The sequence below is a fragment of the Pseudomonas sp. NFX224 genome, assembly GCF_048565165.1.
Taxonomy (GTDB): domain Bacteria; phylum Pseudomonadota; class Gammaproteobacteria; order Pseudomonadales; family Pseudomonadaceae; genus Aquipseudomonas.
In genome coordinates, this window is record NZ_CP183416.1 from 4643386 (window position 1) to 4667771 (window position 24386).

Genomic DNA, 24386 nt, shown 5'->3' on the forward strand with positions numbered 1-24386 from the left:
GCGGTTGTATTGGGCTGTTTATTATTGGGAAGCCGTAATGATTGGCATAAAAAGCATTGCGAGCTACGTTCCTGTAGCCGGCGTGGACAATTACGCACAAGGTGCAAAATTCGAAAAGGATGAAGAATTCATCCTGGGCAAGATCGGTTCGGCCTTCCTGCCGCGCAAGGGCGTTGATCAGGAAACCTCCGATCTGTGCGTTGAAGCGGCCAATGCGCTGTTTGCCAGTAATCCTGAGTTGAAGCGCGAGTCCATCGACGCGCTGATCGTTGTCACCCAGAACGGCGACGAAGAAGGTCTGCCGCACACGGCCGCCATCGTCCAGGACAAACTCGGTCTGCCAACCAACGTGGCTGCGTTCGACATATCCCTGGGCTGCTCCGGCTACGTTTACGGCATCTACGCGATCAAGGGCTTCATGGAAGCTGCCGGCCTGAAGAACGGCCTGCTGATCACCGCCGACCCATATTCGAAGATTGTCGACCCGGAAGACCGCAACACCACCATGTTGTTCGGCGATGCCGCCACCGCGACCTGGATGGGCGAGAATCCGGTCTGGGAGCTGGGCAAGTCCAAATTTGGCACTGACGGTTCCGGTGCGCCGCACTTGAAGGTCACCGACGGTGTGTTCTTCATGAACGGTCGTCAGGTATTCAACTTCGCCCTGCTTAAAGTCCCGGCGCATCTGCATGAGCTGCTCGACGATTCTGGCCTGAAGGTCGACGACATCGACGCCTTCTGCATCCACCAGGGCAGTGCGGCCATTGTCGATGCCGTTGCGCGGCGCTTCGAGGGTGCGCCGGAGAAGTTCATCAAGGACATGGTAGAAACCGGCAACACCGTGTCATCGAGCATTCCATTGCTGCTCGAAAAACACGTACTGGACTCCGACTGGAATCGCATTGCAATCAGTGGTTTCGGTGTAGGCCTGTCGTGGGGCTCGGCGATTATCCATCGCCCTTGAGTGATAAACCCAAGCACAACAATAGCGTTCAAGGTGTAACCTTGAGCGCTATTTTTTTGTCCGATTGAAAGCGAGGCTCCATGAGCGAGTTCTTTGAACCCAACGTCGCGGTCATACAGCGCCGCTGGCCAGCACTGGCCGAGCGTTTGTTGGTTGAAGAGACGCACCTGTTGGAGGTTGATCTGACAGAAGGCCTGGGCTCGACCCTGAGCATCAACGGCATTCAGCTGACCAGCCGGCATGACCGCACCCGCGAGGCCGGGCTCCAGGCGGGCAGCCTACCGATCGACTGCCAGGTGCTGCACGTCTACGGCACGGGCCTTGGTGATCTGCAACTGGAGCTATTGCGACGCGTCGGGCTTGAACGCTTGTGCGTGCACATACTGAACGGTGCGGTGTTCGCTTTGGTCCTGCAATTGCTCGACCAACAACCCTGGCTAAGCGATCCTCGAGTGGAGCTCCGGTATGCAGGAGATCTACCGGAAATTCACCTGCCGTACTTTGCCTTGCCGTCGGAGTTGGTGCTGGCGGATGACTTCAATGCGAAAATTCGCGACCGGTTGATCAGCGAAACCCACCTCACCTTCAATAACCGTGAGTTCGATCCGCAGGCGCCGCAGATCGTCGAGCGCTTGCAGGCCAGCCTGAAATGGGTGCAGTCCGATGGTGATGTAGCTGAACTGTTCGGCAAGCGGCAAGGACAGGAAGTGTTTGTCATTGCCACCGGCCCGAGCCTGGAGCCGCACTTCGAGGCATTGCACGTTCTGCGCAATCAGGTGGAGCGACCGTTGTTCATCTGTGTCGACACCGCCTATCGACCGTTACTCAGGCACGGTATCCGCCCCGACATTGTGGTCAGTATCGATCAGCGCATCTCGACCAGCCATTTGCCGCCGGAAGGTACCTCAGGCATCAGCTTGGTTTACATGCCAATGGTCGATCCGCAGGTGTTGGGGGCCTGGCAGGGCGAAAAGTATGCGGCTTACTCCGCCAGCCCGATGTACCAGTCATTGCGAATCCAGTTGCCCAGAGGTGAGCTCCATTATGGTGGCAGCGTGATTCACCCGGCGGTGGACCTGGCGGTGAAGATGGGCGCGGCGCAAATCACTCTGTTCGGTGCAGACTTCGCTTTCCCCGGCGACAAGACCCACGCCGGTTGGGGCGATGGCGAGCTTGGGCCTCAGCTGGGGGCCGCCAGGCACTGGGTACTGGATGGTCATGGGCAGCGGATCAAGACCCAGCTCAACTTCCGCAGCTATTTGTGTGAGCTGGAGCGTTTTATTACTGGCCACCCGCATGTGCGCTTCTATAACAGCAGTCGGGCCGGGGCGATGATCGCCGGTGTTGTGTTTCATCCGGAGTTGGCGGTATGAGTACGGTCGAGTCCTTCGTCAGGGAGGCACAACGCTGCGCGGTGATGTTCCGTCTGGGGCGCGACGTGGAGGCCGGTCTGGCGATGATTGAGTTGGCTGCTGCGCTGCAGGTGTCCTTCGATTTTGCACCGACAGATGTTCAACAGCAGTGGCTGGCCTTGCTCGGAAGTCTGCTTCTATGTCAGGAGGCTCAAAACTGGTTGGCGCTGGCTGATTATCTGGAGTATGAGCTGCCTCATCTACTGGCTGACAATCTGTCCCTTTAAACAGTTTCTCTTCTGTCGGTACTAGTAAGTCCTCTTGCGCAATTCAGCGCCACTTCCATGACGCCATTTTTTCGCTGTCGCGGTGCTCGCAATCCATTGATTTATGAGGGATGGCGTCGTGATGGCAAATATTTTTCAAAATCCCCTAAAGCAAGTTGCATTCCCGACGATAACTATTACGAAGGTTCTCTAGGCCATACCCGGCGGTTGCCAGGGCCGGAAGCCGCAGTACCCAACCAACGAGGAATTCGTCATGGCTTTAACAGTAAACACTAACGTTACATCGTTGAACGTACAGAAAAACCTGAACAAGGCTTCTGATGCTCTGTCGACTTCGATGACTCGTCTGTCCTCCGGCCTGAAAATCAACAGCGCTAAAGACGACGCCGCCGGTCTGCAAATCGCTACCCGTATGACTTCGCAGATCCGCGGTCAGACCATGGCGATCAAAAACGCCAACGATGGTATCTCGATTGCTCAGACCGCTGAAGGCGCGATGCAGGAATCGACCAACATTCTGCAGCGTATGCGTGAACTGGCTGTTCAAGCACGAAACGACTCGAACGGCACCGATGACCGTGCTGCTCTGAACAAAGAATTCGCAACAATGTCGGACGAGTTGACTCGTATCGCCGCGTCGACCAACCTGAACGGCAAAAACCTGATCGACGGTACTGCTGGCACCATGACCTTCCAGGTCGGTTCCAACACTGGCGCTACCAACCAGATCACCATCACTCTGGACAGCGGCTTCGACGCGGCTACCCTGAGCGTAGATTCTGCAACCATCGCTGTAACTGGTACTGACAGTGCCACGGCTGAAGCCAGCACCAAGGCTGCAATCGACGCAATCGACTTGGCACTGAAAACCATCAACACCAGCCGTGCTGACCTGGGTGCTGCACAAAACCGTTTGACCAGCACCATCTCCAACCTGCAGAACATCAACGAAAACGCCAGTGCTGCACTGGGTCGCGTACAAGATACCGACTTCGCTGCTGAAACTGCACAGCTGACCAAGCAACAAACTCTGCAACAAGCTTCGACCGCAGTTCTGGCCCAGGCCAACCAACTGCCGTCCGCTGTACTGAAACTGCTTCAGTAATAGCTGGGTGCGTTTTGGCGGGGGAGTGTGCATGTCGCGCTCTCTCGCTTTTTACTTTAAGAGGTGATGGACATGGATATGAGCGTCAAGCTGAACTTGTCTTATCCTGCGTCGCAGCAGGCGACGACGACTGTTGCCGATACGCCTGCGCGCAAGCCTCTAGCGGAAACTGCGCCAGTGGTTGCCGTCAAGGATGAAGGTAAAAGCGATCAGACCGAGCAGGAAAAACTGAAGATGGCCGTTCAGGAAATCGAAAAGTTCGTGCAATCGGTCAAGCGTAACCTGGAGTTCTCGATTGATGAGCCCTCCGGCAAAGTTGTAGTCAAAGTGATTGCCAGTGACTCCGGTGAGGTGATTCGTCAGATCCCCAACGAAGAAGTCCTTAAGCTGGCCAATAGTTTGAATGATGCAAGCAGCCTGTTGTTCAGCGCTAAAGTCTGATAACTGGCACGAATTTTGTTGCAATGTTCTTTTGGGCGTTGTAGTGGTCAAAAGGCCGGCGAGACACTGAAGGGAGATCTGCATGGCAAGTATAATTCTACCGGGTACAGGCTTGGGCTCCGGCCTTGATACCTCGTCGATCATCACTGCTCTGGTTGACGCCGACAAGGCTGCTAAACAAAGCCAGATCGACAGGCAGACCAAAGTCAACACTGCTGCTCTGTCGGGCGTCGGGCAGTTGAAAAGCGTTCTCGCGGCTTATCAGGCGGCCTTGGATAAACTCAATAGCACCACAACTCCAGCATTTCTGGGGTTTGCGGCGACTTCTTCCAATGAGGCGTCCGTCAAGGCTACCGCGACCAACTCTGCGGTCAGCGGTTCCTATGAGATAGCAGTGCAAAGCCTGGCCACTTCATCGAAAGTAGCCACCTCGTCCTTGACTGCCGCTCAGGCCAGTGCAATTCCTGCTGGTAGCCTGGAGATCACTCAAGGCACCAATGTCTATACGGTGGATATCAGTGCGACCTCGACGCTGCAAGAGGTTCGTGATGCGGTCAACAGCAAGCTGCAGGCCAGCGGCATTTCTGCAAACATCATTAATGACTCTAGTGGCTCGCGCCTGGTTTTCGGCTCTACCGTAACCGGGGAAGGCTCGGATATTTCTGTTGCTGCTTCCGCTGCCGATGGCAGTACGGATCTCGATTTTTTGAATATCGATGGCAAGAAGCTGATTTCTGACACGGGTGGCGCGGGGGCCATTTCCGCCCTGGCGGCAGACGCCAAGTTCACAGTCGACGGTCTGGCTTTGACCAGCGCCAAGAACACGGTCAGCAATGCGATTTCCGGTTTGAGTTTTGATCTGGTGGCGGCGGGTGGCAAGTCGACAGTAACGGTCGCTACCAACACTACTGGCTTGAAGACTTCGCTGCAGTCTTTCGTCGATGCTTACAACAATCTGGTAAAAACGATCGGCACCCTGACCACTAATACAGCCGATGAGGATGGTAATCTGACCGTTGCTGCAGCCTTGTCAGGTGATTCGACGCCTCGCTCGATCCTGGCGGCTGTGCGTTCCGAGTTGGCGACCTCTACTTCGAGTGGGAAGCTCACGGTACTGTCCCAGTTGGGTATTGCTACTCAGCGGGATGGCACCCTGGCGTTTGATAGCACTACTTTCACCGCCGCCCTTGAGGATAAGAAGTTGGGCGGGGAGATTCAGAGCCTCTTCCTGGGGGATGATGGGTTGCTGGCTCGGATGAGCAGTGCTATCGAGCCTTACACTGATACGATCGACGGCATTCTCACCAGCAAGACCGCCAATCTGAATTTGCAGAAATCAAAGTTGAGCGATGATCAGGAGGCTCTGGATCGTCGCATTGAAACGCTGACTGCGGTGCTCACGAAAAAATACAACGCCATGGATCTTCTGGTTGGCCAGCTCAAGGCGACGGCCAGCAACATCACTTCAATGTTTGAAGCGATGAATGCTCAAAAAAGTAGCAGCTGATTCTGTTTAAGCGCCAAAAGCCCGGCAGCTTTTTTTAGCGAGCCGGGTTTTTCGCTTTTGGATCTAAAGCTTTTTGACGCGTCGTCGATACATTGGTTATACGAGCTACAGAATTTGATGAGGTACAACATGAATCCAATGTTAGCCCTTCGCCAATACCAGAAGATTGGCGCGCAGGCGCAGACTTCCGAAGCCAGTCCTCACCGTCTGGTGCAGATGTTGATGGAAGGTGGCCTGGATCGCATCGCACAGGCCAAAGGTGCCATGGAGCGCAAGGATATCCCGAACAAAGGCATTTTGATCGGCAAGGCCATCGGCATCATTGGCGGTCTGCGTGAAGGTCTGGATCTTGAGAATCAGGCTGAGTCGGTAGGGGAGCTGGATACCCTGTACACCTATATGATGAAGCGTCTGGTCGAGGCCAACACCAAGACAGATCCAAGGATTCTCGACGAAGTCGCCGATTTGCTTCGCACCGTCAAGGACGGTTGGGATGCTATCGCCGCGGCGGGTCCGCAATTCTAAGGAGATCACCATGAGTCTTGTCTTGCAGAGAATCGAAGAAACTCGTGAAAGCCTGGTGGGAGCTCTCGCCGAGCGAAACTGGGAAGCTATCGGTGAGTTGGACCTGGCTTGCCGTTCCTGCATGGAAGACGTCTTGAGTGAGGCTTCGGTGGACGAGGTGGCGTTGCGCGAAAACCTTGAGGAGTTGCTGAGGGTGTACAAGCAGCTTCTGGAAGCGGCGACTGGGGAAAGACAGGCGATAGTTGATGAAATGTCGCAGATCCATCAAGCACAGAACGCGGCAAAGGTTTACCATCTGTTTGGTTAATTGACGCCAGTTAATCCAAACATAGTGCGCCATAAATTTGACTGTGCACGGTTTTTTGACTTAACTAGTGGCTGTTCCAGATTTCAGTCGTCTTCAGGCATATTTTTGCCTGCAAGCGTTTAGCTTGCCCCGGTATTTTGGGCATCAAGTTGACTAGGGAAGTAGCTATTGCATGTGGCGTGAAACCAAAATTCTGCTGATAGACGACGATAGCGTCCGCCGCCGCGACCTGGCGGTGATTTTAAATTTTCTCGGTGAAGAAAATTTACCCTGCGGTAGCCATGACTGGCAGCAGGCTGTCGGCTCTTTGTCGTCTAGTCGAGAAGTGATTTGTGTCCTCATCGGGACGGTCAATGCTCCTGGTGCGCTTCTGGGCTTGCTAAAGACACTCTCTACATGGGATGAGTTCCTTCCGGTTTTGCTAATGGGCGATAATTCTTCCATTGACTTGCCAGAAGACCAGCGTCGCCGGGTGCTTTCGACGCTCGAAATGCCGCCCAGCTACAGCAAATTGCTCGACTCGCTGCACCGTGCCCAGGTCTACCGCGAAATGTACGACCAGGCCCGCGAGCGCGGTCGCCATCGCGAACCCAATCTTTTCCGTAGCCTTGTCGGCACCAGCCGGGCGATCCAGCACGTCCGTCAGATGATGCAGCAAGTCGCCGACACCGATGCCAGCGTGCTGATCCTCGGCGAGTCCGGGACCGGCAAGGAAGTGGTTGCGCGCAACCTGCACTATCATTCCAAGCGCCGCGAAGCGCCGTTCGTGCCCGTCAACTGCGGGGCGATCCCGGCTGAGCTGCTCGAAAGCGAATTGTTCGGTCACGAGAAGGGCGCCTTCACTGGCGCGATCACCAGCCGCGCCGGTCGATTCGAACTGGCCAACGGCGGCACCCTGTTCCTCGACGAAATCGGCGATATGCCGCTGCCGATGCAGGTCAAATTACTGCGCGTATTGCAGGAGCGCACCTTCGAGCGCGTGGGCAGCAACAAGACCCAGAGCGTCGACGTACGCATCATTGCGGCGACCCACAAGAATCTCGAAAGCATGATCGAGATCGGCACCTTCCGCGAAGACTTGTACTACCGCCTGAATGTGTTCCCGATCGAGATGGCGCCGTTGCGTGAGCGCGTCGAAGATATTCCGCTGCTGATGAACGAGCTGATCTCGCGCATGGAGCATGAGAAGCGCGGCTCGATCCGCTTCAACTCGGCCGCCATCATGTCGCTTTGCCGTCACGGCTGGCCGGGCAACGTCCGCGAGCTGGCAAACCTGGTGGAGCGCATGGCGATCATGCACCCATACGGTGTGATCGGTGTGGTCGAGTTGCCGAAGAAATTCCGCTATGTCGATGACGAAGACGAGCAGATGGTCGACAGCCTGCGCAGCGATCTTGAAGAGCGGGTGGCCATCAACGGTCATACCCCGGACTTCACGGCCAGCGCCATGCTGCCGCCGGAAGGCCTGGACCTGAAGGACTACCTTGGTGGTCTGGAGCAGGGCTTGATCCAGCAAGCGCTGGACGACGCCAATGGCATTGTGGCGCGTGCCGCCGAACGGCTGCGTATCCGCCGTACCACGCTGGTAGAGAAGATGCGCAAGTACGGCATGAGCCGTCGTGACGGAGACGAGCAGGCGGATGATTGACGCCTGTTTTTCAAGCGGTTCATTTTTAAGTAGTTTTTTTTAGGCACGGGTATTGCTACGTCCCTCGCAACGTTCCGTTTCACTGACGGTCAGCCAAGCGAGAGAGCACGATGCCCCAAGTCGCCCAGATGTCTCCTGTCCCTAATGCCCTGGGGCAATCGTCGTCCGTAGAACAGGCAAGCCGGCTTGGCCTCGAGCAGGCATTCGCCCTGTTTAACCAGATGTCCAGTCAGTTGACCAGTTCCTACAGCATGCTCGAAGCCCGGGTCACTGAGCTAAAGGGTGAGCTGGCTGTGGTCAGCGCCCAGCGCATGCAGGAGCTGGCGGAAAAAGAACGCCTGGCCAACCGTCTACAGAACCTTCTCGACCTGCTGCCCGGCGGCGTGATCGTCATCGACGCCCAGGGCATCGTGCGCGAAGCCAACCCGGCAGCCTGCGAACTGCTCGGTCTGCCGCTGGAAGGTGAGTTGTGGCGGCATGTCATTGCCCGCTGCTTTGCGCCTCGTGAAGACGACGGTCATGAAGTCTCGCTCAAGGATGGGCGGCGTTTGTCGATTGCGACTCGCTCGCTGGATGCTGAGCCCGGCCAGCTGGTGTTGCTCAACGATCTGACCGAAACCCGTCACCTGCAAGATCAACTGGCCCGCCACGAGCGACTGTCCTCTCTCGGTCGCATGGTTGCGTCTCTCGCTCATCAGATTCGTACGCCGTTGTCCGCCGCGCTGCTCTACGCCAGTCATTTGACTGAGCAGGAATTGCCAGTCGAGACCCGGCAACGTTTCGCCGGGCGTCTCAAAGAGCGCCTGCACGAGCTGGAACATCAGGTGCGCGACATGCTGGTGTTTGCACGCGGTGAATTGCCGCTGACCGATCGCGTAACCCCCAAGCAATTGATGCAGTCGCTGCAAGCGGCAGCCCTGACCCATGTGCAAGACCTGCCTGTCCGCTGGCAATGCGACAGCCATGCCGGCGAGTTGCTGTGCAGTCGCGACACCTTGGTCGGGTCCATTCTCAACCTCATCGAAAACGCCATTCAAGCCAGTGCCGGCGACGTGCGCCTGAAGGTTCATCTGTATACCCGGGACAACCACTTGCGTGTGTGTGTCAGCGACAGCGGCAGCGGGATTGACGGCGTTGTGCTGGCGCGTCTGGGTGAGCCGTTTTTCACCACCAAGGCCACCGGCACCGGCCTCGGCCTGACCGTGGTCAAGGCCGTTGCCCGTGCCCATCAAGGCGAATTGCAATTGCGTTCGCGGGTGGGCCGAGGTACGTGTGCGCAGGTCATCCTGCCGCTTTTTGTCAGCGAAAAAAGCAGTGCTCAGGGAGCGGAGTGAAGGTCATGGGTATCAAGGTTCTACTGGTCGAGGATGACCGCGCTTTACGCGAAGCACTGGCCGATACGCTGTTGCTCGCCGGCCACGAATACAAAGCCGTTGGTTCGGCGGAAGAAGCCTTGGCCGCGGTCGAGGCTGAGGCGTTCAATCTGGTGCTCAGCGACGTCAACATGCCGGGCATGGATGGTCATCAACTGCTGGGTTTGCTGCGGGCACGCCAGCCGCAACTGCCGGTGTTGCTGATGACCGCGCACGGTGCCGTGGAGCGCGCAGTGGATGCAATGCGTCAGGGCGCGGCGGATTATCTGGTCAAGCCGTTCGAGCCCAAGGCTTTGCTTGATCTGGTCGCTCGGCATGCGCTGGGCAGTCTCGGCACTGCCGACAGCGAAGGGCCGGTGGCTTTGGAGCCGGCCAGTGCACAGCTGCTGGAATTGGCTGCGCGGGTGGCCCGCAGTGATTCCACGGTATTGATCTCCGGGGAGTCCGGGACGGGCAAGGAAGTGCTGGCGCGCTACATCCATCAACACTCCCATCGCGCCGGTCAGCCGTTCATTGCGATCAACTGCGCGGCGATCCCCGACAACATGCTCGAAGCCACACTGTTCGGCCACGAAAAAGGCTCGTTCACCGGCGCCATTGCCGCGCAGGCCGGCAAGTTCGAGCAAGCCGATAGCGGGACCATCCTGCTCGACGAAATTTCCGAAATGCCCCTCGGCCTGCAAGCCAAACTGCTGCGTGTGCTGCAAGAGCGCGAAGTCGAGCGCGTCGGCGCTCGCAAGCCGATTACCCTGGACATTCGCGTGGTCGCTACCACCAACCGTGACCTGGCCGGGGAAGTGGCGGCGGGGCGTTTCCGTGAAGACCTTTACTATCGTCTGTCGGTGTTTCCGCTGGCGTGGCGTCCGTTGCGCGAGCGCACCGCCGATATCCTGCCGCTGGCCGAGCGGCTGCTGGCCAAACACGTCAATAAAATGAAGCATGCCGCGGCGCGACTGTCGCCCGACGCGCAAGCGTGCCTGATCGGTTATCCGTGGCCGGGTAACGTGCGTGAGCTGGATAACGCGATTCAGCGCGCGTTGATCCTGCAACAGGGCGGCCTGATTCAGCCGCAGGACTTCTGTCTGGCCGGACCGGTCGCCTGCGCGCCATTGCCGTCATTGGCGCCGGCGCCGGTGCGTCCACTGGAAGTCGATGCCGAGTCTGCCGGTGCACTGGGCGATGACCTGCGTCGTCGCGAGTTCCAGATGATCATCGACACCCTGCGCACCGAGCGTGGCCGTCGCAAAGAGGCCGCCGAGCGCCTGGGTATCAGCCCGCGCACATTGCGCTACAAGCTGGCGCAGATGCGTGACGCCGGGATGGACGTAGAAGCGTATTTATTTGCTACCTGACTCTATTCCTGCAGGAGCGAGCTTGCTCGCTCCTGCAGGAATAGAGTCTCGAAAGCTGGCACCCTTGTTGCTAACACCTCAGTACCCGCCGAGTGAGTGTCAAAAAATTGCGGGTCGCCAAAGAGAGAAATCATGAGCCAAGGTATTGAATTCAATCGGTTGATGCTGGATATGCGCGCCATGCAAATGGACGCGATGTCTGCGCCGAAATCGTCTGCCGCCGTCCCTGAACTGAATGGCAGCAGCTTTTCCGACATGCTCGGTCAGGCCGTCAATAAAGTGAACGACACCCAGCAGGCTTCCAGTCAGTTGGCCAGTGCCTTCGAGATCGGCAAGAGCGGCGTCGACCTGACGGACGTGATGATTTCCTCGCAGAAGGCCAGCGTGTCTTTCCAGGCATTGACCCAGGTGCGTAACAAGCTGGTTCAGGCTTACCAAGACATCATGCAGATGCCGGTTTAAGGACGAGATTGAGTCATGGCAGAAGCAGTCGCCGATAATGTTCCGGCCAAGGCCACACCGATAGACGGCAAGCCGCCGCTGTTCGGTCTGTCTTTCCTGGAAAACCTCTCCGAGATGACCATGTTGCGTCAGGTGGGCCTGTTGGTCGGCCTGGCCGCGAGCGTGGCGATTGGCTTTGCCGTGGTGTTGTGGTCCCAGCAGCCGGACTACCGTCCGCTGTACGGCAGCCTTGCCGGTATGGACGCCAAGCAGGTGATGGACACCTTGGCCGCCGCCGATATTCCTTATACCGTCGAACCGAATTCCGGTGCCTTGCTGGTCAAGGCCGAAGACCTGTCCCGTGCGCGGCTGAAACTCGCGGGCGCTGGTGTCACTCCCAGCGATGGCAACATCGGTTTTGAAATCCTCGATAAAGAACAAGGCCTGGGTACCAGCCAGTTCATGGAAGCTACGCGTTATCGTCGTGGTCTCGAAGGTGAACTGGCCCGCACGATTTCCAGCCTGAACAACGTCAAGGGTGCCCGCGTGCACCTGGCGATTCCGAAGAGTTCGGTGTTCGTGCGCGACGAGCGCAAGCCGAGTGCTTCGGTACTGGTTGAGCTGTATTCCGGTCGTTCGCTGGAGCCGGGTCAGGTGGTGGCCATCGTCAATTTGGTGGCAACCAGCGTTCCTGAACTGAGCAAGTCGCAAATCACCGTGGTCGACCAGAAGGGCAACCTGCTATCCGATCAGGCGGAAAACTCCGAACTGACCATGGCCGGCAAGCAATTCGATTACAGCCGTCGCATGGAAAGCATGCTCACCCAGCGTGTGCACAACATCCTGCAACCGGTGCTGGGCAACGATCGCTATAAAGCGGAAGTCTCGGCCGATGTCGACTTCAGCGCCGTCGAGTCCACTTCCGAGCAGTTCAACCCGGATCAACCGGCGTTGCGCAGCGAGCAGTCGGTCAACGAACAACGCACCGCCAGCAATGGTCCGCAAGGTGTGCCGGGTGCCTTGAGCAACCAGCCTCCATCGCCGGCTTCCTCGCCGCAAACGACTGCGGGCGCAGCTCCCGCTGCCGGCATGGTGCAACCAGGCCAGCCACTGATCGATGCCAACGGCCAGCAAATCATGGATCCGGCCACGGGCCAGCCAATGCTCGCGCCGTATCCGGCAGACAAGCGTCAACAGTCTACGAAGAACTTCGAACTCGACCGCTCCATCAGCCACACCAAACAGCAACAAGGCCGTTTGAATCGCCTGTCGGTGTCGGTGGTGGTGGACGATCAGGTCAAGATCAATCCGGCCAACGGTGAAACCACCCGTGCCCCGTGGACCGCCGATGAATTGGCGCGCTTCACTCGCCTTGTGCAGGACGCGGTCGGTTTCGACGCCAGCCGTGGCGACAGCGTCAGCGTGATCAACATGCCGTTCTCCGCTGATCGCGGCGAAGTGATTGCCGATATTCCGTTCTACTCCCAGCCGTGGTTCTGGGACATCGTCAAACAAGTGATGGGTGTCCTGTTCATCCTGGTGCTGGTCTTCGGTGTGCTGCGTCCGGTGCTCAACAACATCACCGGTGGCGGCAAGGACAAACAACTGGCCGGCATCGGCAGCGACGTCGAGTTGGGTGGTATGGGCGGCCTGGACGGCGAACTGGCCAACGACCGCGTCAGCCTCGGCGGCCCGCAAAGCATCCTGCTGCCGAGCCCGAGCGAAGGCTATGACGCGCAGTTGAACGCAATCAAGAGTCTGGTGGCAGAAGACCCGGGTCGTGTGGCCCAGGTCGTGAAAGAGTGGATTAACGCAGATGAGTGATAACCGAGCCGTTGCCGCCAAGCTGACCAAGGTCGACAAAGCCGCGATCCTGCTGCTGTCCCTTGGCTCTACCGATGCCGCCCAGGTGTTGCGCCACATGGGGCCCAAAGAGGTCCAGCGTGTGGGCGTGGCCATGGCGCAGATGGGTAACGTGCACCGCGAGCAGGTCGAACAGGTGATGAGCGAGTTCGTCGACATCGTCGGCGACCAGACCAGCCTGGGCGTCGGCTCCGACGACTATGTACGCAAAATGCTCACCCAGGCACTGGGCGAAGACAAGGCCAACGGCCTGATCGACCGCATCCTGCTGGGTGGCAACACCAGTGGCCTCGACAGCCTGAAGTGGATGGAGCCGCGTGCCGTCGCCGATGTGATCCGTTACGAGCACCCGCAGATCCAGGCGATCGTGGTGGCGTATCTCGACCCGGACCAGGCCGGTGAAGTGCTCGGCAACTTCGACCACAAGGTGCGACTGGACATCATCCTGCGCGTCTCGTCGCTGAACACCGTGCAGCCTGCGGCCCTGAAAGAACTCAACCAGATCCTCGAGAAACAGTTCTCCGGCAACTCGAACGCCTCGCGTACCACGCTGGGTGGCATCAAGCGTGCGGCGGACATCATGAACTTCCTCGACAGCTCGATCGAAGGCCAGCTCATGGACTCGATCCGCGAAGTCGACGAAGACCTGTCCGGTCAGATCGAAGACCTCATGTTCGTGTTCAACAACCTGGCCGATGTCGACGACCGCGGTATCCAGGCACTGTTGCGCGAAGTGTCCTCCGACGTGTTGGTGCTGGCCCTTAAGGGTTCGGACGAAGGCGTCAAGGAGAAGATCTTCAAGAACATGTCCAAGCGTGCGGCGGAACTGTTGCGCGACGACCTGGAAGCCAAAGGCCCGGTGCGCGTCAGCGACGTGGAAACCGCGCAGAAAGAAATCCTCACTATCGCCCGCCGTATGGCCGAGGCCGGGGAAATCGTTCTCGGTGGCAAGGGCGGCGAGGAAATGATCTAACACCATGGCCAAACATGATGATTCACCCACTGACCTGATCCGGGCCAGGGATGTCAGTGGTTTCGATACCTGGGCGCTGCCCAGTTTCGACCCGCCGGCACCCGAGCCTGAACCGGAGCCGGAACCCGAACCGCCGGAAATGGAAGAAGTGCCGCTGGAGGAAGTCCAGCCACTGACCCTCGAAGAACTCGAAAGCATCCGCCAGGAAGCCTATAACGAAGGCTTCGCGGTGGGTGAAAAAGAGGGTTTCCACAGCACCTCACTCAGGGTCCGCCAGGAAGCCGAACAGGCACTGGCGCCTAAGATCGCCGGGTTGGAACAGCTGATGGCGCACCTGTTCGAGCCTATCGCCGAACAAGACACCCAGATTGAAAAGTCGCTGGTCGACCTCGTGCAGCACATCACCAAACAGGTGATTCAGCGCGAACTGGCCATCGACTCGACGCAGATCGAACACGTCATGCGCGACGCCCTCAAGCTGCTGCCGCTGGGCGTGGGCAATGTGCGGCTGTACATCCATCCGCAGGATTTCGAGCAGGTCAAAGCCCTGCGCGAACGCCATGAAGAAACCTGGCGCATCGTCGAAGACGAGTCGTTATTGCCCGGCGGTTGCCGGGTCGAGACCGAGCACAGTCGCATCGATGCCACGGTGGAAACCCGCGTCAAACAGGTCATGGACAAACTGTTCGATCAGCTCCACGAACAGGCCTTGCACCCGGCCGCGCCGGACGTAAGTCTGGAACTGCCAGTCGAAAGCAAGCTCGTTGCCGATCCGGACCTTCCCGATGCGCCTTGATCGCACCAGTTTCGCCAAGCGCCTGGGTAGCTATGCCGAGGCCACGGAACTGGCCGGTGCGCCGATCCTTGAAGGTCGTCTGCTGCGCATGGTCGGCCTGACCCTCGAAGCCGAAGGCTTGCGCGCCGCCATGGGCAGCCGCTGCATGGTCATCAACGACGACAGCTATCACCCGGTGCAGGTCGAAGCCGAAGTCATGGGGTTCTCCGGCAGCAAGGTTTTCCTGATGCCGGTGGGCAGCGTGGCCGGTATCGCCCCCGGCGCCCGCGTCGTTCCTCTTTCCGATACCGGTCGCTTGCCGATGGGTATGAGCATGCTCGGGCGCGTGCTGGACGGCGCCGGTCGTGCGCTGGACGGCAAGGGCGGGATGAAGGCCGAAGACTGGGTGCCGATGGACGGCCCGACCATCAACCCGCTCAAACGCGAACCGATCAGCGAGCCGCTGGACGTGGGCATCCGCTGCATCAACGGCATGTTGACGGTGGGTCGTGGTCAGCGTCTCGGCCTGTTCGCCGGTACCGGTGTCGGTAAATCCGTGCTGCTGGGCATGATGACCCGCTTTACCGAGGCCGACATCATCGTCGTCGGGCTGATCGGTGAGCGGGGTCGTGAAGTTAAAGAGTTCATCGAGCACATCCTCGGTGAAGAAGGGCTCAAGCGCTCCGTGGTGGTGGCGTCCCCGGCGGACGATGCGCCGCTGATGCGTCTGCGCGCCGCCATGTACTGCACACGAATTGCCGAATATTTCCGCGACAAGGGCAAGAACGTCCTGTTGCTGATGGATTCGCTGACGCGTTTCGCCCAGGCCCAGCGGGAAATCGCCCTGGCCATCGGGGAGCCGCCGGCAACCAAGGGCTATCCGCCGTCGGTGTTCGCCAAGTTGCCGAAACTGGTGGAGCGGGCGGGTAATGCGGAGAAGGGGGGCGGTTCGATCACCGCGTTCTATACCGTGTTGTCCGAAGGCGATGACCAGCAGGACCCGATTGCCGACTCGGCGCGAGGCGTGCTCGACGGGCATATCGTGCTGTCGCGGCGTCTGGCCGAAGAAGGTCACTACCCGGCCATCGACATCGAGGCGTCCATCAGCCGGGTGATGCCGGCGGTGGTGTCGCCGGAACACATGACGCGCGCGCAGTACTTCAAGCAGTTATGGTCACGTTATCAACAGAGTCGCGACCTGATCAGCGTCGGCGCCTACGTCGCCGGTGGTGATCGTGAGACCGACCTGGCGATTTCCCTGCAACCGCAACTGGTCAAATACCTGCGTCAGGGCCTCAATGACAGCATCAGCCTGGGCGAAAGCGAAGCGTATCTCGCCTCGATCTTCGCGCCTGCGGCGGGCGGCTAACCGGTCATGGCACAGACTCGGGCAGGGCGGCTGGCACCCGTGGTGGAAATAGCCGAGAAGGCCGAGAAAACCGCAGTCCAGCGTCTGGGGCATTTCCAGGGACAGGTACGTTTGGCCGAAAGCAAACTCGCCGACCTCGAAGCCTTTCGCCTCGATTATCAAGAACAGTGGATCGTGCGCGGCAGCAGCGGCGTGTCGGGCCAGTGGTTGCTCGGCTATCAGGGTTTCCTGGCACAACTGGGCACGGCCATCGATCAGCAGCGACAAAGCCTGGCCTGGCACCAGAACAACCTGAACAAGGCGCGGGACACCTGGCAACAGGCGTTCGCCCGGGTCGAAGGCTTGCGCAAACTGGTTCAGCGCTACGCCGATGAGGCGCGGGCAATCGAAGACAAACGCGAGCAAAAGCTGCTGGATGAGTTGTCCCAGCGCTTGCCGCGTCAGGATCAGTATTGAGGAAGGCTGCAATCTTTTGATCCTGACTACCTGCCTTGCCCCAACCTCTACCAAATGCTAAACCTTGTACAAGCAGGTTTACCAATGACAAGACAAGGAAGCCATGACATGTCAGTCGTTACAGAAGTCTCGCCGGATGGACAAAAACTGACGATATCGATCAAAGGGCGCTTCGATTTCGCCAAGCATCAGGAATTTCGTGAATCCTACGAAAGCCGGGATCTGGCTGAGGTCGTTGTCGACCTGAAGGAAGCAACCTACCTCGACAGCTCCGCGCTGGGCATGCTCCTACTGTTGCGTGACCACGCCGGTGGCGAAAAATCCGATATTCGCGTGGTCAACAGCAGTTCCGACGTGAAGAAGATCCTCGCCATCTCCAATTTCGACAAACTGTTCGACATCAGTTGATCGCCGTGCAGCCTGCGCTCGAATCGCTGACGATCCTGATCGCCGAAGACAGCGCGGCCGACCGCATGCTGTTGTCGAGTATCGTCCGGCGTCAGGGCCATCAGGTGCTGACCGCCGCCAACGGTGCTGAAGCGGTCGAGGCGTTTCGCCTGCTACGTCCGCAACTGGTGTTGATGGACGCGATGATGCCGGTGATGGACGGTTTCGAGGCCGCACAACAGATAAAGGCCCTGGCCGGCGAGCACCTGGTGCCGATCATCTTCCTCACTTCGCTATCCGAGAGCGAAGCCTTGGCTCGCTGTCTGGAGGTCGGGGGTGACGATTTTCTGGCGAAGCCGTACAACCAAGTGATCCTTGCCGCCAAGATCAAGGCGATGGACCGTTTGCGGCGGTTGCAGGCGACCGTGTTGAAGCAACGTGATCAGATCGCCCGGCACCACGACTATTTGCTCAATGAGCAGCGGGTGGCCAAGGCTGTATTCGACAAAGTGGCCCATTCAGGTTGCCTGAACGCGCCCAATATCCGCTACCTGCAATCGCCTTACGCACTGTTCAACGGTGATTTGCTGTTGGCCGCGTTCACCCCGGCGGGCGACATGCATGTGTTGCTGGGCGATTTCACCGGCCATGGTTTGCCGGCCGCAGTCGGCGCGATGCCGTTGGCCGAAGTCTTCTACGGCATGACTGCCAAGGGCTACGGTCTGGCGGAAACCCTGCGCGAGATGAATGCCAAGCTCAAGCGCATCCTGCCGGTGGACATGTTCTGTTGTGCGACGCTGCTGTGCCTGAGTTTTCAGCGGCGCTCAGTGGAAGTCTGGAACGGCGGCATGCCGGACGGGTATCTGCACAGCATCGCCAGCGGTGAACGCACGCCGCTGATCGCCCGGCACTTGCCGCTTGGCGTGTTGAGCCCGCAAACATTCGATGACCGCACCGAAGTGTTTCCAATGGCGCTGGGGGATCGGGTTTTCCTGTTGTCCGACGGGGTGATCGATACCTGCGATGCCAATGATCAGTTGTTTGGCGTGCAGCGTTTGCAGCAGGTGTTTGCGGCCACTCGTCAGCCGGATGCGCTGTTCGAGGACATCCAGCAGGCGCTGCGGGACTTTGGTGGCGAGGCCCGCGACGATGTGAGCATGGTCGAAGTCAGCCTGTTGGAGCCGACTCAGCTGAGTCCGCCCGCGCCGGTCTATTCCGACAGCGGCCAGTCCTGCCCGCTGGACTGGTCGGTAAGTTTCGAGTTTCGCGCCGCCACGCTCAAGCGCTTCAACCCGCTGCCGTACTTGCTGCAACTACTGCTTGAGGTTCACGGCCTGCGAGCTCAGGGCGGGGCGCTTTACAGTGTGCTGGCCGAGTTGTATTCCAATGCCCTGGAGCATGGCGTGCTGGGCCTGGACTCAAGCCTCAAGCGCGATGTCACCGGGTTTGGTCGTTATTATCAGCAGCGCAATGCGCGCCTTGATGAGTTGCAGGACGGTTATGTGCGGGTGCACCTGCAAGTCACGCCGCAGGACGAGGGGGGGTGTCTGGTGATTCGCGTCGAGGACAGCGGCAAGGGGTTTGATGTTGACCGAGTGTTGAAGCGCCCCGTGGACCCTGTCCGTTTGTCGGGGCGCGGTGTAAGTCTGGTCCGTCAGTTGGGGCGTAATGCCAGTTGGTCCGACGATGGTCGTACTGCCCGCGTGGAGTTTTTCTGGGAGGCTCTGGCATAATCCGCGCATTCTTGATCAAGGAGTGAGCAAGTGGCTGACAAACATCTGGACCCGGACGCGCTGAGCGCGTTACGGGAAGTCATGGAGGATGAGTTTTCGACATTGGTCGATACCTTCCTCGCGGATTGCGAAGAACGCCTGCGCCTGTTGCGTCAGGCGAATTCGGCTGATCAATTGACCGAGATAGCCCATAGCTTCAAAGGCAGCAGCAGCAATATGGGCGCCATCAGGCTCGCGGAGCTGTGTGGCACGTTTGAGCACAATGCCAAAACCCTTACAGCTGCCGATATTGAGCAATTGATCGCCGAGATCGAGGGTGAGTTCGCTATCGTGCGGCCTCTCTATGAATTCGAGCGACAACGTTCACCAGCGGCAAGCTGAGTCGACTCGCGCCTTTCGTCGTCAACCGGCGAAACTGGCGCGACCCTTGCAGATAACTCTTCCAACTGTACCTACGATCCCAGTGCAGCGGAGACCGTTAAATGCCCGTTACCCCCAATAATCTTCTTCAGGCCGTCGCGCCGGCCAAGGCGCAAGCCAACGCCGCCAATTCCACGGCGCTGACCGCTGAGCCCGGGGACAAGGCTTCCAGCTTCGCTCAGGTGTATGCCAAGCAAGGACAGAACAAGCCCGTCGCTGCGGCAGATAGCTCGGTCAAACCGGTACGTGAGAAGGTGGCGGACGGCGCCGGCAAGAAGGACGTCGTCGAGGATAAGCCTGCCGCCGCAGAGCCGGTGGTTGCCGATAGCGGCAAAACCTTGCCCGCCGACAAACCGACACAGTCCGACGATGCTGCCAGCGACGCTGCTACCGATACCGAGCAAACACCGGTCGTCGATGCCGTGCCTGTTGATCTGACGCTTGATCCTGCCTTGCTGCTCGCGGCGCAACCCGTAACGGCGACGCCTGCACCGGTGGTAACGCCGGTTGTGGATGCCGTTCAGTTAACGGCTGAAGCCCCGGTTGCCGCGTTGCCGGCGGCTGTCTCCACAGACACCGCCTTCGATCCCGAAGCCGATCCGCTCGATGCATTGCCAGCCTTGCGCATGGCCATGGAGCAAAGTGGTCACGTTTCCGCGTCCAGCCAGTCACAACCCAAGGCTGCCCCGACGTCCGCCCAAGCCCAGGCCGATGGCGAACAGACCGCCGCGCAGAACTTTGCCGCCGGTATGGCCAGCATGCTTGACGTGCAGGCCGACAAGGACAGCACCAGCCAGGGGGGCGAGAAGGCTTTCAGTGGACTGATCGATGACGGTCTGAAGGATCTGAAGTCGGCCAGCAGCGATACGCGGGTCGACGATTTCGCCAATCGACTGGCGGCACTCACGCAAGCGGCTACGCCGAAAACCGCCAATGCGTTGCCGGTGAACCAGCCGATCGCCATGCATCAGAGTGGCTGGACCGAAGAAGTGGTGAATCGGGTCATGTACTTGTCCAGCGCCAATCTCAAGGCGGCGGACATCCAGTTGCAACCGGCTGAGCTGGGGCGCCTCGACATTCGCGTGAACATGGTTCCGGACCAGCAGACTCAGGTGACATTCATGAGCGCTCACCCTGGCGTGCGTGAAGCGCTGGATGGTCAGGTCCATCGCCTGCGCGACATGTTCGCGCAGCAGGGCATGGGCCAGGTCGACGTCAACGTGTCCGACCAGAACCGTGGTTCGCAGGATCAGGGGCAGAATCAGCAGGCCCAAAACGGACGTACTCAGGCCAATGGCGGTCGTCTTGATGCAATGGATGGCGAAATCGCTCCGGGCGTCGCCGAAGTCGCCGCACCGGTTACCAGCGTGATCGGCTCCAGCGCGGTCGACTATTACGCCTGATAGACACTAAACCCTGTAGGAGCAGCCTGCTCGCGATAGCGGCATAGAAGTCGATAAAGATGTCGACAGTTACATGGCCATCGCGAGCAGGCTCACTCCTACAAGGGTTTTGCTGTGATCTTTCGATCACTGCCCGTCCACCCATCCCCCTCCCAACACTTCTGGCATAACACTTGCTCTTGCCTATCCGTGCGACTGTGAAAACCCGAATAGTGACGGATTATTGGCATGGCGAAGAGCGACGCAGCAGTAAAAGATCCCGCAACCAAAGGCAAACTCAAGCTGATTATCGTGGTCGTGGTGGCTCTGCTGCTGGCGATTGGTTTGTCCGTGGGGGCCACCTGGTACTTCATGCACGGCGCCCAGAGCAAGCCTGCGGCCGTGGTTGAAACCGCACCGCTGGGCAAGCAGCCGGCGATTTTCGAGTCGATGGCGCCGGCGTTTGTCGCCAACTACAACCAGAACGGCCGTCAGCGCTACATGCAGGTGAGCATCACCATGCTTGGCCGCAATCAGGCTGATCTGGATGCGCTCAAGGTGCACATGCCGGTGATCCGCAACAACCTGGTCATGCTGTTCTCCGGGCAGGACTTCGCCACGCTCGCGTCGCCGGTCGGTCAGGAAATGCTGCGCCAGAAAGCCACGGCCAGCGTCCAGGAAGTGGCGCAGAAGGAGCTCGGCAAAGTGGTCATCGAACAATTGCTTTTCACTAATTTCGTACTGCAGTAGGAACACGACATGGCCGTGCAGGACCTGCTGTCCCAGGATGAGATCGATGCGCTGTTGCATGGCGTGGACGATGGTCTGGTACAGACCGATATCGCTGCCGAACCCGGCACCGTCAAAAGCTACGACCTGACCAGCCAGGATCGCATCGTCCGTGGACGCATGCCGACCCTGGAAATGATCAACGAACGTTTCGCCCGCTACACGCGCATCAGCATGTTCAACATGCTGCGCCGCTCGGCGGACGTGGCGGTCGGTGGCGTACAGGTGATGAAGTTTGGCGAATACGTGCACTCGCTGTACGTGCCGACCAGTCTCAACCTGGTCAAGATCAAACCGCTGCGCGGCACCGCGCTGTTCATCCTCGACGCCAAACTGGTGTTCAAGCTGGTGGACAACTTCTTCGGCGGCGACGGCCGTCACGCCAAGATCGAAGGGCGTGAATTCACCCCGACCGAACTGCGCGTGGTGCGCATGGTGCTGGAGCAGGCCTTCATCGACTTGAAGGAAGCCTGGCAGGCGATCATGGAAGTCAACTTCGAGTACATCAACTCGGAAGTGAACCCGGCGATGGCCAACATCGTCGGCCCGAGCGAAGCCATTGTGGTCTCGACCTTCCACATCGAACTCGATGGCGGTGGCGGCGACCTGCACGTGACCATGCCGTACTCGATGATCGAACCGGTGCGCGAAATGCTCGACGCCGGCTTCCAGTCGGACCTCGACGACCAGGACGAACGCTGGGTCAACGCCCTGCGTCAGGACGTGCTGGATGTCGACGTGCCGATCGGTGCCACGGTTGCCCGACGCCAGTTGAAACTGCGCGACATCCTGCACATGCAGCCGGGGGACATCATCCCGGTGGAAATGCCGGAAGACATGATCATGCGCGCCAACGGCGTGCCGGCCTTCAAGGTCAAGATGGGCTCGCACAAAGGCAACCTTGCGTTGCAGGTGATCGAGCCGATCGAGCGCCGTTGACCGGCGCTCGTACCCATTCGCTGTTAACCGAATTCTGAATTTTTGCTCGCCGAGGACACATCATGGCTGACGATATGAACATGCAGGACGACCAGGCGCTGGCCGATGAGTGGGCTGCGGCCCTGGAAGAAACCGGCGATGCCGGGCAGGCCGACATCGACGCCTTGCTGGCAGCCGATTCTGGCGGTTCCGCGTCCAATCGCCTGCCGATGGAAGAATTTGGCAGCATGCCGAGAAACAACGATCCGGTCACGCTCGATGGGCCGAACCTGGACGTGATCCTCGACATTCCAGTGTCCATTTCCATGGAAGTGGGCAGCACCGACATCAACATCCGCAACCTGCTGCAACTCAACCAGGGTTCGGTGATCGAACTCGATCGCCTGGCCGGTGAGCCGCTGGACGTGCTGGTCAACGGCACGCTCATCGCCCACGGCGAAGTGGTTGTGGTCAACGAGAAGTTCGGCATCCGCCTGACCGACGTGATCAGCCCAAGCGAACGCATCAAGAAGCTGCGCTGAGTGAAAAGGTTTCTCGGGGTTCTTCTGGCGTTGCCATTGAGCGTGCTGGCGGCCGAGCCTGTCGCGACCGCCACTACCGCCGTTGCTGCGCCTGTAGCCAGTAGCGGTGTGGCGGGGCAATTGACGCAACTGGTGTTCGGCCTACTGCTGGTGCTGGGGTTGATCTTCTTCCTCGCCTGGCTGTTGCGCCGGGTGCAGCAGGCAGGCTCGGCGGGCAAGGGGCAGATCATCGAGCTGATCGGTTCCCGAGCCCTCGGCCCGCGTGATCGCCTGATGCTGGTACAAGTCGGCAACGAGCAGATTCTGCTTGGCCTGAGCCCCGGAACCATCACCGCGTTGCATGTGCTCAAGGAGCCGGTGCAGGTGCCGAGCGCGACTGAAAAGACCACGCCGGAATTTGCCCAGCGCCTGCTGGAGATCCTGGGCAAAGATCAAAAGGATAAGAAGTAATGGGCGCGCTGCGCATCGTCTTGACGCTGGCCCTGTTGCTGGCGGCTCCTTTGGCGTTCGCCGCCGACCCGTTGTCGATCCCGGCGATCACGCTGGGCACCAACGCCGAAGGTGCTCAGGAATATTCGGTCAGCCTGCAAATCCTGCTGATCATGACCGCGCTGAGCTTCATCCCGGCGTTCGTCATGCTGATGACCAGTTTTACCCGGATCATCATCGTCTTCTCGATCCTGCGTCAGGCCCTTGGCTTGCAGCAAACGCCGTCGAACCAGATCCTCACCGGCATGGCGTTGTTCCTGACCCTGTTCATCATGGCGCCGGTGTTCGATCGCGTGAACCAGGACGCCCTGCAACCGTACCTGGCGGAAAAAATGACCGCTCAGGATGCCGTGGCCAAGGCCCAGGTGCCGATCAAGGATTTCATGCTGGCCCAGACCCGCACCAGCGATCTTGAGCTGTTCATGCGTCTGTCCAAGCGCACCGACATCGCCTCGCCGGATCAGGCACCGCTGACCATCCTGGTGCCGGCCTTCGTGACGTCGGAGCTGAAAACCGCGTTCCAGATCGGCTTCATGATCTTCATTCCGTTCCTGATCATCGACCTCGTCGTGGCGAGCGTGCTGATGGCCATGGGTATGATGATGTTGTCGCCGCTGATCATTTCCCTGCCGTTCAAAATCATGCTGTTCGTGCTGGTCGATGGCTGGGCGCTGATCATCGGCACTTTGGCCAGCAGCTTCGGCGGTGTCTCGCCATGACGCCTGAAGTTGCGGTCGACATCTTCCGTGAAGCGTTGTGGCTGACCACGCTGATGGTCGCCGTGCTGGTGATTCCGAGCCTGCTGGTGGGCCTGATCGTGGCGATGTTCCAGGCTGCCACCCAGATCAACGAACAAACCTTGAGCTTCCTGCCGCGCCTGCTGGTGATGCTGGTGACGCTGATCGTGGCCGGGCCATGGCTGGTGCAGACCTTCATGGAATACATCCTGCAGTTGTACGGCAGCATTCCGCAGGTCATCGGTTAAGCC

At 59.1% G+C, this 24386-nt stretch carries 27 protein-coding genes; all 27 read left to right on the forward strand.

What is annotated here, in order from left to right:
* The first annotated feature begins 37 nt into the window (after window positions 1–37).
* The 27 genes from ACNYC6_RS21225 to fliQ all read left to right on the forward strand — a co-directional run bounded on the left by ACNYC6_RS21225 (window position 38) and on the right by fliQ (window position 24383).
* Window positions 38–964, forward strand: coding sequence for a ketoacyl-ACP synthase III (locus ACNYC6_RS21225; RefSeq protein ID WP_419709013.1), 927 nt, complete (start codon window positions 38–40; stop codon window positions 962–964).
* Between the two features lie 80 nt (window positions 965–1044).
* Window positions 1045–2337 (forward strand): motility associated factor glycosyltransferase family protein, encoded by a 1293-nt coding sequence (locus ACNYC6_RS21230; protein ID WP_419709014.1) that lies wholly within the window; start codon window positions 1045–1047, stop codon window positions 2335–2337.
* A complete protein-coding gene (locus tag ACNYC6_RS21235) occupies window positions 2334–2603 on the forward strand; it encodes a hypothetical protein (RefSeq protein ID WP_419709015.1) in 270 nt (89 codons plus the stop codon). Before ACNYC6_RS21230 ends, ACNYC6_RS21235 begins: the two co-directional genes overlap by 4 nt.
* A 253-nt stretch (window positions 2604–2856) precedes the next feature.
* Window positions 2857–3708 carry a flagellin domain-containing protein gene (locus ACNYC6_RS21240; RefSeq protein ID WP_419709016.1) on the forward strand — a complete coding sequence of 284 codons (852 nt, stop codon included), beginning with the start codon at window positions 2857–2859 and terminating at the stop codon, window positions 3706–3708.
* Between the two features lie 72 nt (window positions 3709–3780).
* Window positions 3781–4149, forward strand: coding sequence for a flagellar protein FlaG (locus ACNYC6_RS21245; protein WP_419709017.1), 369 nt, complete (start codon window positions 3781–3783; stop codon window positions 4147–4149).
* Between the two features lie 82 nt (window positions 4150–4231).
* Window positions 4232–5656, forward strand: coding sequence for a flagellar filament capping protein FliD (fliD, locus tag ACNYC6_RS21250; RefSeq protein ID WP_419709018.1), 1425 nt, complete (start codon window positions 4232–4234; stop codon window positions 5654–5656).
* A gap of 129 nt (window positions 5657–5785) precedes the next feature.
* Window positions 5786–6181 carry a flagellar export chaperone FliS gene (gene fliS, locus ACNYC6_RS21255; RefSeq protein ID WP_419709019.1) on the forward strand — a complete coding sequence of 132 codons (396 nt, stop codon included), beginning with the start codon at window positions 5786–5788 and terminating at the stop codon, window positions 6179–6181.
* 10 nt (window positions 6182–6191) lie between these two features.
* On the forward strand, window positions 6192–6488 hold the full coding sequence (locus tag ACNYC6_RS21260) for a flagellar protein FliT (protein ID WP_419709020.1): 297 nt from the start codon (window positions 6192–6194) through the stop codon (window positions 6486–6488).
* A 172-nt stretch (window positions 6489–6660) separates the two neighbouring features.
* Window positions 6661–8136: a sigma-54 dependent transcriptional regulator gene (locus tag ACNYC6_RS21265; protein WP_160106523.1), complete on the forward strand. Its 1476-nt coding sequence runs from the start codon at window positions 6661–6663 to the stop codon at window positions 8134–8136.
* Window positions 8137–8264: 128 nt separating this feature from the next.
* Entirely contained in the window at window positions 8265–9470 is a 1206-nt protein-coding gene (locus ACNYC6_RS21270) for a sensor histidine kinase (RefSeq protein WP_419712995.1), read from the forward strand.
* A 5-nt stretch (window positions 9471–9475) separates the two neighbouring features.
* Complete coding sequence (locus ACNYC6_RS21275) at window positions 9476–10861, forward strand: sigma-54-dependent transcriptional regulator (protein WP_419709021.1); 1386 nt, start codon at window positions 9476–9478, stop codon at window positions 10859–10861.
* A gap of 132 nt (window positions 10862–10993) precedes the next feature.
* Window positions 10994–11323 carry a flagellar hook-basal body complex protein FliE gene (fliE, locus tag ACNYC6_RS21280; protein WP_419709022.1) on the forward strand — a complete coding sequence of 110 codons (330 nt, stop codon included), beginning with the start codon at window positions 10994–10996 and terminating at the stop codon, window positions 11321–11323.
* Between the two features lie 15 nt (window positions 11324–11338).
* A complete protein-coding gene (gene fliF / locus ACNYC6_RS21285; protein ID WP_419709023.1) occupies window positions 11339–13126 on the forward strand; it encodes a flagellar basal-body MS-ring/collar protein FliF in 1788 nt (595 codons plus the stop codon).
* Window positions 13119–14138 carry a flagellar motor switch protein FliG gene (gene fliG / locus ACNYC6_RS21290; RefSeq protein WP_056853022.1) on the forward strand — a complete coding sequence of 340 codons (1020 nt, stop codon included), beginning with the start codon at window positions 13119–13121 and terminating at the stop codon, window positions 14136–14138. The genes fliF and fliG overlap by 8 nt, the downstream gene beginning before the upstream one ends.
* A 4-nt stretch (window positions 14139–14142) precedes the next feature.
* Window positions 14143–14934, forward strand: coding sequence for a flagellar assembly protein FliH (gene fliH / locus ACNYC6_RS21295; protein WP_419709024.1), 792 nt, complete (start codon window positions 14143–14145; stop codon window positions 14932–14934).
* Window positions 14924–16282, forward strand: a complete 1359-nt coding sequence (gene fliI, locus ACNYC6_RS21300) for a flagellar protein export ATPase FliI (protein WP_419709025.1) — start codon at window positions 14924–14926, stop codon at window positions 16280–16282. The genes fliH and fliI overlap by 11 nt, the downstream gene beginning before the upstream one ends.
* 6 nt (window positions 16283–16288) lie before the next feature.
* Window positions 16289–16738: a flagellar export protein FliJ gene (gene fliJ, locus ACNYC6_RS21305; RefSeq protein WP_419709026.1), complete on the forward strand. Its 450-nt coding sequence runs from the start codon at window positions 16289–16291 to the stop codon at window positions 16736–16738.
* 108 nt (window positions 16739–16846) lie between these two features.
* Window positions 16847–17146: an STAS domain-containing protein gene (locus ACNYC6_RS21310; protein ID WP_419709027.1), complete on the forward strand. Its 300-nt coding sequence runs from the start codon at window positions 16847–16849 to the stop codon at window positions 17144–17146.
* Between the two features lie 5 nt (window positions 17147–17151).
* Window positions 17152–18858, forward strand: coding sequence for an ATP-binding SpoIIE family protein phosphatase (locus ACNYC6_RS21315; protein WP_419709028.1), 1707 nt, complete (start codon window positions 17152–17154; stop codon window positions 18856–18858).
* Between the two features lie 30 nt (window positions 18859–18888).
* The gene (locus ACNYC6_RS21320) at window positions 18889–19239 is read left to right on the forward strand and encodes an Hpt domain-containing protein (RefSeq protein ID WP_419709029.1); all 351 of its coding nucleotides are present in this window, start codon (window positions 18889–18891) and stop codon (window positions 19237–19239) included.
* A gap of 101 nt (window positions 19240–19340) precedes the next feature.
* Window positions 19341–20681: a flagellar hook-length control protein FliK gene (locus ACNYC6_RS21325; RefSeq protein ID WP_419709030.1), complete on the forward strand. Its 1341-nt coding sequence runs from the start codon at window positions 19341–19343 to the stop codon at window positions 20679–20681.
* Window positions 20682–20909: 228 nt separating this feature from the next.
* Window positions 20910–21410 carry a flagellar basal body-associated protein FliL gene (gene fliL / locus ACNYC6_RS21330; RefSeq protein ID WP_419709031.1) on the forward strand — a complete coding sequence of 167 codons (501 nt, stop codon included), beginning with the start codon at window positions 20910–20912 and terminating at the stop codon, window positions 21408–21410.
* Window positions 21411–21419: 9 nt separating this feature from the next.
* Window positions 21420–22388 (forward strand): flagellar motor switch protein FliM, encoded by a 969-nt coding sequence (fliM, locus tag ACNYC6_RS21335; RefSeq protein WP_419709032.1) that lies wholly within the window; start codon window positions 21420–21422, stop codon window positions 22386–22388.
* Between the two features lie 62 nt (window positions 22389–22450).
* Window positions 22451–22909, forward strand: a complete 459-nt coding sequence (gene fliN, locus ACNYC6_RS21340) for a flagellar motor switch protein FliN (RefSeq protein ID WP_419709033.1) — start codon at window positions 22451–22453, stop codon at window positions 22907–22909.
* Window positions 22910–23359, forward strand: a complete 450-nt coding sequence (fliO, locus tag ACNYC6_RS21345; protein WP_419709034.1) for a flagellar biosynthetic protein FliO — start codon at window positions 22910–22912, stop codon at window positions 23357–23359.
* The gene (gene fliP / locus ACNYC6_RS21350) at window positions 23359–24117 is read left to right on the forward strand and encodes a flagellar type III secretion system pore protein FliP (RefSeq protein WP_095195713.1); all 759 of its coding nucleotides are present in this window, start codon (window positions 23359–23361) and stop codon (window positions 24115–24117) included. The genes fliO and fliP overlap by 1 nt, the downstream gene beginning before the upstream one ends.
* On the forward strand, window positions 24114–24383 hold the full coding sequence (gene fliQ, locus ACNYC6_RS21355; RefSeq protein ID WP_008058625.1) for a flagellar biosynthesis protein FliQ: 270 nt from the start codon (window positions 24114–24116) through the stop codon (window positions 24381–24383). The genes fliP and fliQ overlap by 4 nt, the downstream gene beginning before the upstream one ends.
* The last annotated feature ends 3 nt before the right edge of the window (window positions 24384–24386 follow it).

Coding starts and splice junctions, on each gene's coding strand:
- ACNYC6_RS21325 (WP_419709030.1), top strand. CDS start 19,341: ATGCCCGTTACCCCCAATAATCTTCTTCAGGCCGTCGCGCCGGCCAAG.
- fliQ (WP_008058625.1), top strand. CDS start 24,114: ATGACGCCTGAAGTTGCGGTCGACATCTTCCGTGAAGCGTTGTGGCTG.
- fliI (WP_419709025.1), top strand. CDS start 14,924: ATGCGCCTTGATCGCACCAGTTTCGCCAAGCGCCTGGGTAGCTATGCC.
- fliE (WP_419709022.1), top strand. CDS start 10,994: ATGAGCCAAGGTATTGAATTCAATCGGTTGATGCTGGATATGCGCGCC.
- fliG (WP_056853022.1), top strand. CDS start 13,119: ATGAGTGATAACCGAGCCGTTGCCGCCAAGCTGACCAAGGTCGACAAA.
- fliP (WP_095195713.1), top strand. CDS start 23,359: ATGGGCGCGCTGCGCATCGTCTTGACGCTGGCCCTGTTGCTGGCGGCT.
- fliM (WP_419709032.1), top strand. CDS start 21,420: ATGGCCGTGCAGGACCTGCTGTCCCAGGATGAGATCGATGCGCTGTTG.
- fliS (WP_419709019.1), top strand. CDS start 5,786: ATGAATCCAATGTTAGCCCTTCGCCAATACCAGAAGATTGGCGCGCAG.
- ACNYC6_RS21225 (WP_419709013.1), top strand. CDS start 38: ATGATTGGCATAAAAAGCATTGCGAGCTACGTTCCTGTAGCCGGCGTG.
- ACNYC6_RS21245 (WP_419709017.1), top strand. CDS start 3,781: ATGGATATGAGCGTCAAGCTGAACTTGTCTTATCCTGCGTCGCAGCAG.
- fliH (WP_419709024.1), top strand. CDS start 14,143: ATGGCCAAACATGATGATTCACCCACTGACCTGATCCGGGCCAGGGAT.
- fliL (WP_419709031.1), top strand. CDS start 20,910: ATGGCGAAGAGCGACGCAGCAGTAAAAGATCCCGCAACCAAAGGCAAA.
- ACNYC6_RS21270 (WP_419712995.1), top strand. CDS start 8,265: ATGTCTCCTGTCCCTAATGCCCTGGGGCAATCGTCGTCCGTAGAACAG.
- ACNYC6_RS21310 (WP_419709027.1), top strand. CDS start 16,847: ATGTCAGTCGTTACAGAAGTCTCGCCGGATGGACAAAAACTGACGATA.
- ACNYC6_RS21265 (WP_160106523.1), top strand. CDS start 6,661: ATGTGGCGTGAAACCAAAATTCTGCTGATAGACGACGATAGCGTCCGC.
- fliJ (WP_419709026.1), top strand. CDS start 16,289: ATGGCACAGACTCGGGCAGGGCGGCTGGCACCCGTGGTGGAAATAGCC.
- ACNYC6_RS21235 (WP_419709015.1), top strand. CDS start 2,334: ATGAGTACGGTCGAGTCCTTCGTCAGGGAGGCACAACGCTGCGCGGTG.
- ACNYC6_RS21230 (WP_419709014.1), top strand. CDS start 1,045: ATGAGCGAGTTCTTTGAACCCAACGTCGCGGTCATACAGCGCCGCTGG.
- fliN (WP_419709033.1), top strand. CDS start 22,451: ATGGCTGACGATATGAACATGCAGGACGACCAGGCGCTGGCCGATGAG.
- ACNYC6_RS21240 (WP_419709016.1), top strand. CDS start 2,857: ATGGCTTTAACAGTAAACACTAACGTTACATCGTTGAACGTACAGAAA.
- ACNYC6_RS21260 (WP_419709020.1), top strand. CDS start 6,192: ATGAGTCTTGTCTTGCAGAGAATCGAAGAAACTCGTGAAAGCCTGGTG.
- fliF (WP_419709023.1), top strand. CDS start 11,339: ATGGCAGAAGCAGTCGCCGATAATGTTCCGGCCAAGGCCACACCGATA.
- fliD (WP_419709018.1), top strand. CDS start 4,232: ATGGCAAGTATAATTCTACCGGGTACAGGCTTGGGCTCCGGCCTTGAT.
- ACNYC6_RS21275 (WP_419709021.1), top strand. CDS start 9,476: ATGGGTATCAAGGTTCTACTGGTCGAGGATGACCGCGCTTTACGCGAA.